Genomic DNA, 12,690 nt, shown 5'->3' on the forward strand with positions numbered 1-12,690 from the left:
ACACCGGAGGTACACGACCATGCCCGCAGTCCTCGGACTGAACTTCCACCACGACACCAGCGCCGCCTTAGTCGTCGACGGCCGCCTCTACGCGGCCGAAGAGGAACGCTGGAGCGGCGTCAAGCACAACCACCCCACCCGCAAGGGCACTCTCACCACCCCAACCCGCGCGCTCCAGTGGTGCCTGGAGGCCGCCGACCTCGAACCGCAGGACATCGACGTCGTCTGGACCGCCTCCATGCGCCCCAACCCCGCCGGCGGCTGGTGGCTGGCCGAGGAGCGCGACGAACTCGCCGCCCTCCTGCCCGCCCCGCTCGGCGAACACCTCCGCCTCCTCTCCCACCACACGGCCCACGTGCTCTCCGGCTACCTGCTCTCCGGCCACGAGTACGCAGCGGGCCTGGTCATCGACGCCGGCGGCTCCTCTCTCGGGTCCGACTTCGGTCCGGGCCGGGAGCGCATCACCGGGTACGGCCTGCGACCCGATCGCATCGACCGCCTCCACCAGGGCATGCCGACCGTTGTCCCCAGCCCGGCCGGGCCCCGGCGCATCCACTCCTCCCTCGGGCACTTCTACCGGAACCTCGCCCGACGAGTGATCCCACCCGGCGACGAACCCGAGGGCAGCATGATGGCGCTCGCGGCCTTCGGCGACCCCCAGCGCTACGCAACTCAGCTCCGGGATCTCGTACGGCTCGGAGACGACGGCGAGGTGCGCATCGAGTACCCCTGGGGATCGGCGGACAGCGGCACCCCGCTGCTGCTCGGTGGCCGGGCCTGGACCGCCGACAATGTCGCGGAGCAGCCAGAACACGAACGGGCCGACCTGGCCGCCGCCGTTCAAGAGGTCTTCGCCGAATCGGTCGTCCACGTCGCCCGACACCTGCAACGTCTCACCGGATCCTCGACGTTGGTGTTCTCGGGTGGGTGCGCACTGAACTCCCACCTCAACGGTCAGCTGGCCGCCGACAGCGGCTTCGACACCCTCTTCGTGGCACCGGCCCCGCACGACGCGGGCACTGCCGTGGGTGCCGCGCTCTACGGCTGGCACTACCAGCTCGGGCAGGAGCGCCTCCCAGTGCCAACAGACGCGGCCTGGGGCCCGCACCCGGGTGCCGTGCCAACGCTGGCGGTGCCGAGTGGGTACCGCGCCCTGACCGGCCTCGGACGGGGACTGGAACCAACCGTGGCCGCGCTGCTCGCGGAGCAACACATCGTCGGCTGGGTGCGGGGGCCGCTCGAATTTGGGCCGCGTGCCCTCGGTCATCGCTCAATCCTCGCCCACCCCGGCCACACCGCCACGCGTGATCGACTCAACGCGATCAAGAAGCGAGCGACGTACCGTCCCTTCGCCCCGGCTGTCCTGGCCGAACACGCCACGGAGTGGTTCATGTCGGAGGGCGACCCTTTCATGAACCGGGTCGCTCACGTCCGACGGTGCCAGGTCGCCCGCATCCCCGCAGTCACCCACCATGACGGCACCGCTCGCGTCCAGGCCGTCGCCCCCCACCATCAGGGCCTGCGCGAACTCCTGGAGCAGTTCCACGAGCGCACCGGACTACCGCTGCTGCTGAATACCTCGTTCAACCGAAAGGGCACCCCGATCCTGCGGACCGCCGAGCAGGCCGTGGCAGCGGCGGCTGGCCTCGGCCTCGACGCCCTGGCTGTCGGGGACACTCTCCTGCTCGCCGACCACGTGTCCGACCCCCGTGCCACGGCTCTCCTCACGAGGTGAGGCGGATGAACCCCACCGACCTGGACCACGTCCTCACCGTGCTCGGCACCGTCCTGTGGAGCACAGACGAGCAGTCCTTCGCCGAAGTCGCCGGCACCCTGGCCCTCACCATCTACGACGGCCACACCCGCGACCAGGGCGCCCCGTACCTGGAGCACCCGTTGGCCGTCGTCACGCTCTTGCGCACCGAAATCAGGGTCAGCCACCCCGAGACCCTCGTCCTCGCCCTTCTCCACGACGCCCTGGAAGTGGCTCCCGAAGCGGAGGCGCTGCTCGTCCAGCACCTCGGAGCCCGGTTCACCGCCCGCCTGCGTGCCATGACCGCCGACCACCGCCTCGAACAGCGCCCCAAGGCCGCCGGCGATGAAACCAACTGGCGCTTCAAGCAGGCCGTGCTCCCATCCGAGGACCTCCTCGTCCGGTTCGCCGACCGCCTTCACAACCTGCGCGACCTTGCCCTCTCGCCCAACCTTGACCGGCGCCAACGGTTCCTCCGGAGCCTGGAGGACTTCTACCTCCCGATTGCCGACGCCGCCCGCAGCCTCAGCCCCCACCTGGCGGCCATGCACGCGCTGCTCCACGCCGAGTACGACCGACACCAACAGGAGGTACGTCCGTGAAGCGGATCGTCTACTCGATGGAGCCGGTCGGCCGGACCGGCGGCCGGGTCTACCTGCGGATGCTCCACGAGGCGACGGCCGACGATGTGGAGTGGCGCACGGTCCCGGACCACAAGCGCACCTACCGCGTCCGCCGCTGGCGCAAGCTCCGCCACCTTGCCCGCCTGGCCCCTTCCATACGGGCGCTGCACGGCACCACGGGCGCCTTCGTATGGGACGACCTGAGCCTGCTGCTCTTCACCCCGGAGATGAGGGCCCGCACGGTGTTCCTCCTCCACCACTACGAGCCGCTGCAGCACGACTCCGCACCCGTCGAGGCCATGCTCTGGGAGCACCTGTTCCGGATGCTGCCGCAATGCGCCGCCGTGGTCTGCGTCGCCCCGTACTGGGCGGAATTCCTCCGGGCCCGAGGCATCCGCAACGTGCGTGTGATCTACAACGCCTTCGACATGACGGAGATCGAGAGGGCACGCGGCTTCGACCGCGCCGAATGCCGCGCCGAGTTCGACCTGCCCCCGGACGCGATAGGCGTGTACGCGGGCAAGGCCGTGCACTGGAAGGGCATCGAGGAGGTCTCGGCGGCTCTGGCCGGCGACCCCAGGCTGCGGGTGATCACCAGCGGCAGCAACACCATCGGCTTCGACGGTGCCCACTACGACGTGGAACGCGAGCGTTACCTGCGGCTTCTGTGTGCGTGCGACGTCGGTGTCTTCCTTCCCCGGATGCGGGAGGGCTGGAGTCGCTGCGCGGCCGAGGCCCTGCTGCTCGGCCTGCCCTGCCTGATCCGCCCGGTGGCCGGCCTGGGCGACCTCGCTACCCTGACCGGTCAGCCAGCCCCGGTCCTCGACCGCCTGCCGACGCAGGTCCGGGAACGCGTGGCGGCGCGCCAGAGCGAGGCCAAGGCCGCATACGAGGCCCTGGCCCGGTTCGATCTGAACTACTTCGACAACGCCTGGGGCGACCTGCTGGCGCAGGTCGCCTGACCAACGGCTATGCCTGCGTAGCGGTCAGCTTCTTGGCCGCGGCGTCCAGACGGGCAAGCACGCGGTCCCGGCCGAGCAGCTCCATGGACTCGAACAGAGGGAGTCCGATTGTCCGGCCGGTGACCGCTACCCTGATGGGCGCCTGGGCCTTGCCCAGCTTGAGGCCGTGCTTCTCGCCGACGGCGAGCAGGACGGCCTTCAGGTCGTCCGCCTTCCAGTCCGCGACAGAGGCCAGTTCGGCACGGGTGTCGGACAGGATGTCGCTGGCGCCGGCCTTCATGGCCTTGTTCCACGACGCCTCGTCCTCGACCGGCTCGTCGAGGAACAGGAAGTCCACATAGCTGGTGATCTCTGACAGAAGCGCCAGTCGGGTCTGGGCCAGCGGGGCCGCCGCCTCGAAGAAGTTCCTGTCGAACGCCTCCGGGGCCCACGGCGCGTACGGGGCGACGAGCCACGGCGCGCAGGCGTTGGCGAACTGCTCCGGCGAGAGCGCGCGGATGTAGTCGCCGTTGAACGCAGTCAGCTTCTTCACGTCGAAGAAGGCCGGCGCGGTGTTGACGTCCTCGATCCGGAAGAGCTGCTCCAGCTCTTCGTGCGGCATGATCTCCCGGTCGTCACCGGGCCCCCAGCCCAGGAGCATGAGGTAGTTCACCATCGCCTCGGGGAGGAAGCCCTCGGCGAGGTAGTCCTCCAGCGCGACCTTGTCACGGCGCTTGGACAGCTTCTGCCGCTTCTCGTTCACGATCACCGGCAGGTGCGCCCACACCGGCGGCTTGGCGCCGAGCGCCTCCCACAGCAACTGCTGCTTCGGCGTGTTCGACAGGTGCTCCTCACCGCGGATGACCTGCGTGATGCCCTCGTCCAGGTCGTCGACCACGTTGGCGATCAGGAAGACCGGGGACCCGTCACCCCGGGCAATGACGAAGTCCTCGATCGCGTTGTTCGGGAACGCTGGCTCCCCGCGGACCAGGTCGACCACGACGGTCTCGCCCTCGTCAGGCGTCCGGAACCGCAGCGCCCGTCCCTCCTCGAAAGCCAGTCCCCGGTCCCGGCAGAACCCGTCGTAACCCAGGTGATCCGAGCCCGTGCGCTCCTTCAGCTGCTCCCGGCTGCAGTCGCAGTAGTACGCCCGACCGGCCGCGAAGAGCTGCAGACCCGCTTCCCGGTGCCGGTCTGCGTTGTGCGACTGGAAGTAGGGCCCCTCGAAGGCTGCGTTCTCACTGTGGATGCCGATTGCCGCGAGCGCGTTGATGATCCCGTCGATCCACTCCGGCTTGTTTCGGGCCGCGTCTGTGTCCTCAATCCGCAGGACGAACGTACCGCCGGACTGTCGTGCCACGGCCCAGTTGTAGAGAGCGGACCGTGCACCACCGACATGGAACATGCCGGTCGGGGACGGGGCGAAACGAACGCGAACCGGGGCAGTAGACATGCGCTCCAGGGTACCGACGTCGGGCACCGGTTTCAGACAACTGAGCCGACCTCAGCTTTGGATCATGGTCCGCCCGTCGGGAAAGCGCCTCAGCCCGTCAGTCCCGTTGTCGGGGGAACCGCCGACCCTCCGAGTGTCGGTAAAGCGGTCTCGCCGATTTCCTATGCCTCGGCTGCGTCGAGTGCGGCCGCTTCCGCTGTTGTCTGTTTTGGAGCGTCAGTCAATTTCCATTCGAGAGTGCTCAAGTCGAATCCGAATCGACTGTTCTCCTCTACGAACACATTCTCTCGGAAGACGAGGACTGGTTTAGGTCCTGGCCCGGAACCTTGCGCTTCCTCCCAAATGATTTGCGCAGGCCGATTGCGAAACTCCTTCAACTTCTTGTTGCGTTCCGCTCCCGCTTTCATTAGTGAAATTTCGATACCGTCCGAGATGAGTTTTTTCATCTCTGTGTAACTGTAATTGCGGTTGCAGAGCAGGGATGCAGCTCGCGTCCGTCCCGGATGGATTGAATCCCAAACTGAGCGGGCGTTCCTCCTCCCTCTGCCCGGCGAGTTGCCGCCGAATCCAGTCATCACGGTATTCCAGAGAACTGGACTATAAGCCCGCAGAAGAGCCCGTTCGCCCAAAACGATCCAGATGTCGTCTAGGTTTAGAAATCTTACGTCGAAATGGGTGGGGTCGAGATTGTCCGCCTGCTTGATGCTGTTGCGGTGGTCTCTTATTCGGCCGAACAGCTTTCGCTCCGTCATGTTCGGCGGGTCTCCGTAGCTGCTGTCGCTGGCCGACGCCTTCCCTACATAGATAGGGGTATCGAGACCCTTCAGGTCCTTGTAAACCGAAAGGTCGCCTTTGTAGTAGAGCGCATATAGTCCTGCGCCCGGAAACGGCTTCACCTCGTCCAGGGGAACACGTGGACGCCCGTTCATCTCCTCTCGGAGATTACGGCCGAGCAAGTCAAGGCCCAACGGGTCAAACAACGAAGATGTCGCGTCATCAGGGCTGGTAGGCATGGGCGGGATCCTACCTACCGACACCGGTGCCGACCTTCAGCCCGATGTGCTAATCAGTCCCGGGTGCATGTGCCGAGAGTCGGCGAGTGTAGCTATCTCTCCATGATTTACGCCGATTGTTCGGATTCATGCCGGTCTGGTGGCGAGGCTCGCACGACTGACATCACCCGCGCCGCAGCTACGTCGGGGGCCTCGTGCTCCCAGACGCGAACGACCCGCCAGCCAGCCTCTCGCAAGAGGCGATCTGTGTCCGCGTCCCGGGCCTGGTTGCCTTCGATCTTGTTTCGCCAGAACTCGACGTTCTTGTGTGACGCCCGAAGGTGCTCCGAGCAGCCGTGCCAGAAGCAACCGTCGACGAAAACCGCAACCTTGGGTTTGGTGAAGACCAGGTCAGCTGTGCGACGCAGTTCAGGGAGGGGGCGAGCCGCCACGCGGTAGCGAAGTCCCTGCTTGTGCAGCAAGGATCGAAGCCTCACCTCGGGTCGGGTATCTCTGCTGCGGTTTGCCCGCATGACGGCGCGAACCGACGGCGACGAAGCCCAGGATCCTTCTGCCGGCGGTTCCTCGGTGACAAGGCCCTTCTCCCAGGCCATCTTCCAACCCTCGGCAAGGTTTGCGGCACGCGTCTCACATTCGACCTGCCCCAGGTAGCGAGCCGGGGACTTGCCCCTGTCGGACCAACGCAGGTACGCGCGAATGCGTCGTGTGTCGGGAAGTACCTTCAGCTCCACCGACGCCCGGGCGAACCGTCCCTCGCCAAGAGCCACCGAGCGCCTGTGGCGACCACCAGCGGCTCGGTCCTGTTCGGCCGCGATGGTGGCCCGGGTTCTACCGGGCCGCCCTTTCCACGCTCGGTCCGGCGGCGAGTCGTGCTTCCAACCGCTCTGCGCCCTGCTGGTGGGCCCGGTCACTTCTGACGCCCCTCCGCCTCATCCAGGACGGTGGCGACCGCCTTGGCGAAGACCTCGCCAAGGGCAACTGGCACTGCGTTGCCCAACTGACGCATCTTCTCCCCTCGGGGCCCTTTGAGTTCCCACGTGTCAGGGAACGTCATGACGCGAGCGGTCTCGCGGACCGTCATGTACCGGTGCTTGTACCGGACGCCGCCTTGAGCGGCCCTGTCGGTCACCAACTCGTCCAGGAGCATGACCGACTCCCCGCCGGGGACACCGTGCACTCCAGCCTTCACGGTCTTCGCTGGGCGGTCGAGCTCATTGGGGGTATGGCCGTCGTAGATTCGGGCACCGGGCCAGCCGATGTGTTCCGTGAACCCGCCGAGGAAGTGCTCGGTGCGGTCCAGCCACTCGTCCGGCACCTCCGGCAGCGGTTTGTTGTCGCCGATACCGGCGAGCGCGTCGCGCAGGGTGTGCCAAGGAAGCAGGCCATCGTCCATCGGCACGCTCTTTGGGAGCCGGGCCGTGACCCATTCGCGTACATGGTCGGGCACATTCGAGTGCCGCTTCCAGTAGTCCCCGTTTTCCACCATGGAACGGATGAGGGCGGTTTCGGAGTGCGTCGGCTGAACGAGCTTTTTGAACAGCTCGATGTCCACGTTAAGGTCGCGACGAAAGGCGACGATGATCACACGGTTGCGGATTTGCGGCACCCCGTAGTCGGCGGCGTTCACCGGCATCATGACAGTGTCGTACCGCTTCGTGGGATCGTCCGGCTCCTGCTGGCGCCGATCCAACAGGTGCTGGTAATGCTGCTCCCAATTAGTGTCCTTGACTCGTTCCTCGAAGGGCAGTTCCAGCTCGCGCTGGATGTAGTCGAAGTAGCGGCGAAATGAGGGCCTGAGCAGGCCGCGAACGTTTTCGCAGATTACGGCCTTCGGCTGGATCTGCCGGACGGCCTTGAACATCTGCGGGAACATGTTCCGCTTATCCTCGTCGCCCTTGGCGACGCCGCCGAGGCTGAACGGCTGGCAGGGAGGACCGCCGGCGAGCACATCCACCTTGCCAGCCAGGTAGTCCATGTCGAGCTCTTGGACGTCGCCCGCGACCAAGGGCACCTTCTCGTCGGGCCGGGGGGCTCGGGTCGGCTTCTGGTTGGCGGGGAGTCGCTGAGCCCCGTTCGCTTCGAGGGTCTCACATGCCCGCTTGGCGAACTCATTGAAGAGCAGAGGGCGGAAGCCGGCACGGTGGACGGCCATAGCCAGCCCACCAGCGCCGGCGAAGAGTTCGACGCCCGTGCGGTCCTTCTTTGATCCTTCTTGCAGTTCAGCCATTCCAAAAGCATACCGCGGAGTTGTGGATCTTCAAGCCGTTTCGATCGGAAGGTTCGTTCGCGTGCACAGGTCACCGATAGGGTCTCGGGGATCATGTCGACCGAGGGAGTGGACAGATGGCGCCGGTGGTGGGCTCCGACGACGGGACGCAGTACCACAAGGACTTCACCCTGAGCATCACCAAGGCGCTCGGTGACCAACTGGCGAAGGCCCTGGAGGGGCTGGACCGGGCTCCCCTCGCCGAGGAGAATCTGGCGCGGCTCAAGGAGAAGCCTGGGGTCTACCAGCTCTACTTGAACGACAAGTTCGTCTACGTCGGCAAGGCGGACAAGTCGTTGCCGGCCCGCCTCCGTAACCACCTGCGCAAGATCTCGGGGCGCCGCAACATCTCCCTGGAGGAGATGGCCTTCTCGTGCCTGTACGTAGCGGAGGACTTCTCCGCCCTCGCGCCGGAGCAGCTGCTCATCACGCACCACAAGGGCCAGGGCGACATCCCCTGGAACAACAACGGCTTCGGTAACAAGGATCCCGGTCGCCAGCGGGACAGCACCGTGCTGAAGCGGAACCATTTCGACGTCCTGTTTCCCATCGACCTAGACCGACCTGTTGAGGGCGTGCAGGCGGGCGAAACCACGCTCCATACCCTCCTGGAAGCGATCAAGACGGGGCTCCCGTACAACTTCAGGTACGGAAAGGCGGCGGAGTTCAAGACCCGGCGAGTTCACGTGCCAGCGGATGGGATGACCGCTGATGAGGTTTTCCGCCTGATTTCCGCCGAGATACCGACGAAGTGGCAGGTCACCGCCCTGATGGGTTACGTGATCATGTACGACGACAGTCCGATTGAGTACAAGAGTGCATGGCGGTACTACCGGAATGGCCAGCCGATCGGCGCCGTTCCGGAGGCTGAACCGGCCGGAGATGTCGAAGGCGATCCGTCAGATCTGGGCGAATGATCTGAGCCGGTGGCACCGCTCCGACGTTTGGTAAGACCAAGGGGGTCGCCGTCAACGACGCAGACCTTGCGGAGATGGTCGCCGTGCGGGTCCGTCGCGGTCAGTCGGACTGGCGGTGCCAGTCGGTGACACACTGGCGACATGATTAGGGAACCCGCCGAGGCCATCGTGTCTGAGGCCGGAGTCGTGAACATCCCGCTGGGAGTGCTTGCCGAGGCTGGCCTGTCTCCAGGGACCGCCGTCCTCATCCACAGCGACGGGGACGGACGCATCGTTGTGAGACGGCACGAGGACGCCATCCGCGACCTTCTACAGAACGGCTCGCTGTGAAGGGCTGGAGAGCATGTGTGGACCGGTCGGGCTGAGTGCGGCGCCTATGGGGTAGCTCCTGACCAGGCTGCTGGGTCACCCGATCGTGCGGCAGTCCCAATGGTCGTGGCCAGCTGTGGCGATCAGGCTGCCGTAAGGAGAGAAGGCCACCGAGCTGACAGCGCCACTATGGCCATATAGGAGTTCGCCTGTGGACATACGGCTCGTGGAGTCCCACAGCCGATGACTGACCCGGCCGGTTCCAGTCTCCTCAGCGGGCTCTCCAGCCGCGGTGTGCTTCAGGGCCGTGCGGGCTCCAGCCGTTCAGGTAGGCCGCCAGCTCCTCGGACTTCGGTTCGCGGGCGGTGGGCATCGCGGGTAGACGGGTCAGTGGGTCGAGGCTCCGAACGTAACGGCGTGCCCAGGCTAGCCATCCGCGTGTCGAGGCCACCGCCGCCTCATCTTCCCCGGCCACCTCTTCCAGCCGACGCTCCAGGGCGTTGCAGTACGCGGTCAGGCTCGCGGCTTCCTGCCACTGGCCGGCCTGCGCACGGAGTGCCTCGGCATACTGTTTTTGCGCGGCCAACTCCTTCCCCTTCTCCATGGCCGCTCGCCAGCGGACCTCGCGCTCGGCCTTCGCCCGCTCCTCCTCCACCTTCCGTTGGGCGTCCTCTACGGCGCGGGTCTCGATCTCCCGGAGCACAGCGCCCAGGATGTCCTCCAGCACCCAGCGCTTGCGATCGGCCCAGCGGAACTGCCGGCTGGATCGGCTGTAGCCGAGTTCGATGAGGAGGCTCTTGGAGCGCTCTGAATCGGTGGACTGGGGAAACTCCTGCTGGATCGTGACGGTGTAGGTGAAGTCGTCCACGACCAAGTCCAGTTCGCCCTCACGGAGGGAGTAGCTGGAAGGGTAGTGCCGCCCGTTGTACGTGTAGGCATGGCTGTGTCGGCGGGAGGGGACTTCATGCTCTTTCACCTTGTGCCCTCGACGTACTGCCTCGGCAGCGAGGCCCTGGAGAAGCAGCAACGATCGGCGGCGCAGCGGGGCGGGCATGACGAGTCGGCCCTCGTCGTCTCTCAGCGCGGCCACGACCGGATGCGGAGAGCGCAACTGAGTGGGTACGTGGACGGGCGGCGCCTCATTCGGCCGCTGCCTCAGTGAGTTGGGGTGTGCCCCCTCGACCAGAGAGATCTGCAGGTCGCGATTCCACATGCGGCGACTCTCGATGCGTCTGCCCTCAGGGACGAGGCTGTGGCGTTTCGCGTAGTCGATCACGCGTCGCCACTCCGTCACCGTGGCGTCGTCGGGCTTGGTGAAGGTGGCCCGCCTGTCCGTGACGAGTCGTTCGATGAGCTCCTTCGCCTTGGCCCGACGGGCGAGTGCCACTGGCCTGTCTGCGTAGGACGCGGAGCGGGTGCCGCCTGTCGCCTTCCCTTTGGCGGCCTCTTCGTCCCTGGCGTGCGCGGGATCGTCCGGGTGGTGGCCGTGCTGGATGTAGAAGGTGCCTTCCTCGGTGACCTGGGCATCCACCTTGCTCCCGCTGCGTTTGATCGTCACCAGCCCTCGGTCGCGTAGCGCGTAGGCCGTGCGGAACTCACCGGGGTCCCAAGGCTGGGAATCCTTGGCGCTTGCGAGCCGGCCGAGCAGGGCGAGCTGTCGTTCGTTCAGGGGAGACCAACGATGCATGGCGACAGCTCACCCCGGGATTTAGCTAGGTGCAATGACTCGTACGGGTGGTCGCTCCTGGGAGACGAAGCACGCATGGAGTCGTGGGCGGTCAGCATCGAAGACGCAGCTATGGCTTGCGTCTTCGGGGCCCGCTGGGCTTGATGGCAGCCAGTGGGTTGGTGCCATACGCGTGGGCCGGGGTAAGGGGTGTGACGGGGTGGTGGAACATGGTGTCGATCGCGTCCAGATCGGCCTCAGAGAAGGTCACAGTGACGCCCTTCCTCGAGTGAGGCAGGCGCCTGATGTTGTCGTGGAGCCACCGTTCCCTGACGCGGAGGACCTCGGCAGCCTCGGGATAGGTGTAGCGCCGCTTCGGGCCGCGTTCCGGCACGTCCGTTTCCGTTTCACTTCCCATTGGTCGCCTTCCTGGCACGCCTGGCCTGCGCGGACAGGAGGGCGAGCTTCGCGTAGTGCGCCTTGCGTAGCGACTGGGCGGCGTCCTCGATCTGCTTTGACGTACCCGAGGGGTGGAGTTTCCGAGCCTCGCTCAGAAAGCGGGACTCGCTCGCTTTGCGTGCTGCTTCGGTACGGGCGGGACGGTCCGCCGTGTTTGCCCAGCTGAGGTGGGCAGCGAGGCGACTGCGAAGCGAGCGTTCCGTGGGGTCCACCGTTGGGCCTCCTTCACCGATGTTCTCTGGTGGATGGTTCTCTGCGAGGTCGCTGGCCGGGCCCGATGGGCAGTCAGAGCACGCTTTAGGGTGAAGGGCCAACCGTCGCGTCCCGGGTTGAGCCTTCGGTCCTGTAACTTCCCCGTCGGCCGCGCAGGCGCACTAGCTTTGTAGGCTCCGTACGCGTCAGGTCCTCCGAGGGGAATCGATGGCCAAGCTCACTGATGAGCAGAAGGCGAAGCGTGCGGCTGCGCGAGCGCGCCGCAAGGCTCTTGCTGCCGAGGAGGAGGATCGCCGGGACACGGAGCGGCGTGAAGCATGGGCACGTGAAGGTACACGGCTCACCTGGGACGAGTACAAGGCCGGAGTGCCATGTCGGGGATGCGGCGAACCCATGTTTGACGGCTTGGGGAGCTGGCCGGGGCTCATGTACCTCACCGCAGAGGAGAAGCGCGACTACGAGGTCATGGAAGAGCGGTTCCGGGAGCTGCACCCAGACTGCAAGAGCGGCCGCTGGGGCACAGCCGGGTCGCGCGTCAGGCACTGCTGTCAGTGCTGTCCGCCGCCACCGATGGGGCCGGCGCAGATCGAGAAGCTCACTCGACTCTTTCAGACCTTCCCCTCTGCCGAGGAACGCAAGAAGGACCTGGACGCCTGGGAGCTGATCCTCACCTGCGATCACGTGACCACCTTCATCCAGCACCGGGAGAACACCTACGTCCGGCGAGTGGTTGACTGCCCGGAGTGTCAGACGCGGCGCGGGGTTGTGGAGAGCAAGCGGCTCGGACCCGCATATACCGGCGATGGCGTGGAGGCAGCCCGGAGTGAGGTGGAGCAGGCACGTGTCGTTGCCGAGCTGACCAAGGCGAAGGAGCAGCTCCGCCGCCAGCAGCAGCGTGCCGCTGCTACGAGCAGCCGGATCGAGGAGCTCCAGAAGCAGCTCAGCCCGACTGCCCGGGACGACGGAATTGCGTGAGCGGTGCGTGAGCGGACTGGGTGGGACAGGGTGGATTGGGCAGCACGTGGGTTGCGGGGCCTAGGTCTCTGACCTGGGAAGACGGGATTCTGCGGCACCGTC

12 protein-coding genes are annotated in these 12,690 nt (G+C 66.1%); 6 read left to right on the forward strand and 6 right to left on the reverse strand.

Annotated elements, in window-relative coordinates:
* Positions 1-19: 19 nt before the first annotated feature.
* Genes ACFYXC_RS18325 through ACFYXC_RS18335 form a run of 3 tightly spaced genes read left to right on the forward strand, consistent with a single transcriptional unit; the run spans position 20 to position 3,338 of the window.
* Positions 20-1,735, forward strand: coding sequence for a carbamoyltransferase C-terminal domain-containing protein (locus ACFYXC_RS18325; RefSeq protein WP_389552616.1), 1,716 nt, complete (start codon positions 20-22; stop codon positions 1,733-1,735).
* Between the two features lie 5 nt (positions 1,736-1,740).
* Complete coding sequence (locus tag ACFYXC_RS18330) at positions 1,741-2,355, forward strand: HD domain-containing protein (RefSeq protein WP_389552618.1); 615 nt, start codon at positions 1,741-1,743, stop codon at positions 2,353-2,355.
* Positions 2,352-3,338 carry a glycosyltransferase gene (locus tag ACFYXC_RS18335; RefSeq protein WP_389552620.1) on the forward strand — a complete coding sequence of 329 codons (987 nt, stop codon included), beginning with the start codon at positions 2,352-2,354 and terminating at the stop codon, positions 3,336-3,338. Before ACFYXC_RS18330 ends, ACFYXC_RS18335 begins: the two co-directional genes overlap by 4 nt.
* Before the next feature lie 7 nt (positions 3,339-3,345).
* On the opposite strand, the gene gltX is transcribed toward ACFYXC_RS18335, so the two are convergent.
* From gltX to ACFYXC_RS18355, 4 genes are all read right to left on the reverse strand, one after another.
* A complete protein-coding gene (gene gltX, locus ACFYXC_RS18340; protein ID WP_389552852.1) occupies positions 3,346-4,722 on the reverse strand; it encodes a glutamate--tRNA ligase in 1,377 nt (458 codons plus the stop codon).
* Positions 4,723-4,931: 209 nt separating this feature from the next.
* Positions 4,932-5,783 carry an Eco29kI family restriction endonuclease gene (locus ACFYXC_RS18345; protein WP_389552623.1) on the reverse strand — a complete coding sequence of 284 codons (852 nt, stop codon included), beginning with the start codon at positions 5,781-5,783 and terminating at the stop codon, positions 4,932-4,934.
* Between the two features lie 107 nt (positions 5,784-5,890).
* Positions 5,891-6,376: a very short patch repair endonuclease gene (locus ACFYXC_RS18350; RefSeq protein WP_389552625.1), complete on the reverse strand. Its 486-nt coding sequence runs from the start codon at positions 6,374-6,376 to the stop codon at positions 5,891-5,893.
* Positions 6,377-6,690: 314 nt separating this feature from the next.
* On the reverse strand, positions 6,691-8,010 hold the full coding sequence (locus ACFYXC_RS18355; RefSeq protein ID WP_389552628.1) for a DNA cytosine methyltransferase: 1,320 nt from the start codon (positions 8,008-8,010) through the stop codon (positions 6,691-6,693).
* Between the two features lie 116 nt (positions 8,011-8,126).
* Here ACFYXC_RS18355 and ACFYXC_RS18360 point away from each other — a divergent pair, with 116 nt between their 5' ends.
* Together ACFYXC_RS18360 and ACFYXC_RS18365 are read left to right on the forward strand one after the other, a co-directional pair.
* Positions 8,127-8,966: a GIY-YIG nuclease family protein gene (locus ACFYXC_RS18360; RefSeq protein WP_389552632.1), complete on the forward strand. Its 840-nt coding sequence runs from the start codon at positions 8,127-8,129 to the stop codon at positions 8,964-8,966.
* A 141-nt stretch (positions 8,967-9,107) separates the two neighbouring features.
* The gene (locus ACFYXC_RS18365) at positions 9,108-9,296 is read left to right on the forward strand and encodes an AbrB/MazE/SpoVT family DNA-binding domain-containing protein (RefSeq protein WP_389552634.1); all 189 of its coding nucleotides are present in this window, start codon (positions 9,108-9,110) and stop codon (positions 9,294-9,296) included.
* A gap of 75 nt (positions 9,297-9,371) precedes the next feature.
* On the opposite strand, the gene ACFYXC_RS18370 is transcribed toward ACFYXC_RS18365, so the two are convergent.
* Positions 9,372-9,494, reverse strand: coding sequence for a hypothetical protein (locus ACFYXC_RS18370; RefSeq protein ID WP_389552636.1), 123 nt, complete (start codon positions 9,492-9,494; stop codon positions 9,372-9,374).
* 52 nt (positions 9,495-9,546) lie between these two features.
* The gene (locus ACFYXC_RS18375) at positions 9,547-10,962 is read right to left on the reverse strand and encodes a hypothetical protein (protein ID WP_389552639.1); all 1,416 of its coding nucleotides are present in this window, start codon (positions 10,960-10,962) and stop codon (positions 9,547-9,549) included.
* An 858-nt stretch (positions 10,963-11,820) separates the two neighbouring features.
* Between ACFYXC_RS18375 and ACFYXC_RS18380 the strand changes: the two genes are divergently transcribed.
* Entirely contained in the window at positions 11,821-12,588 is a 768-nt protein-coding gene (locus ACFYXC_RS18380) for a hypothetical protein (protein WP_389552641.1), read from the forward strand.
* Positions 12,589-12,690 lie beyond the last annotated feature (102 nt).

The organism is Streptomyces sp. NPDC002701 (assembly GCF_042889045.1).
Classification (GTDB): Bacteria; Actinomycetota; Actinomycetes; order Streptomycetales; family Streptomycetaceae; genus Streptomyces.

What these genes read in the sequence shown, in the direction of transcription:
- gltX (WP_389552852.1), bottom strand. Translation starts at nt 4,722, where the DNA reads ATGTTCCATGTCGGTGGTGCACGGTCCGCTCTCTACAACTGGGCCGTG.
- ACFYXC_RS18330 (WP_389552618.1), top strand. Translation starts at nt 1,741, where the DNA reads ATGAACCCCACCGACCTGGACCACGTCCTCACCGTGCTCGGCACCGTC.
- ACFYXC_RS18350 (WP_389552625.1), bottom strand. Translation starts at nt 6,376, where the DNA reads ATGGCCTGGGAGAAGGGCCTTGTCACCGAGGAACCGCCGGCAGAAGGA.
- ACFYXC_RS18355 (WP_389552628.1), bottom strand. Translation starts at nt 8,010, where the DNA reads ATGGCTGAACTGCAAGAAGGATCAAAGAAGGACCGCACGGGCGTCGAA.
- ACFYXC_RS18325 (WP_389552616.1), top strand. Translation starts at nt 20, where the DNA reads ATGCCCGCAGTCCTCGGACTGAACTTCCACCACGACACCAGCGCCGCC.
- ACFYXC_RS18360 (WP_389552632.1), top strand. Translation starts at nt 8,127, where the DNA reads ATGGCGCCGGTGGTGGGCTCCGACGACGGGACGCAGTACCACAAGGAC.
- ACFYXC_RS18375 (WP_389552639.1), bottom strand. Translation starts at nt 10,962, where the DNA reads ATGCATCGTTGGTCTCCCCTGAACGAACGACAGCTCGCCCTGCTCGGC.
- ACFYXC_RS18380 (WP_389552641.1), top strand. Translation starts at nt 11,821, where the DNA reads ATGGCCAAGCTCACTGATGAGCAGAAGGCGAAGCGTGCGGCTGCGCGA.
- ACFYXC_RS18365 (WP_389552634.1), top strand. Translation starts at nt 9,108, where the DNA reads ATGATTAGGGAACCCGCCGAGGCCATCGTGTCTGAGGCCGGAGTCGTG.
- ACFYXC_RS18345 (WP_389552623.1), bottom strand. Translation starts at nt 5,783, where the DNA reads ATGCCTACCAGCCCTGATGACGCGACATCTTCGTTGTTTGACCCGTTG.
- ACFYXC_RS18370 (WP_389552636.1), bottom strand. Translation starts at nt 9,494, where the DNA reads ATGTCCACAGGCGAACTCCTATATGGCCATAGTGGCGCTGTCAGCTCG.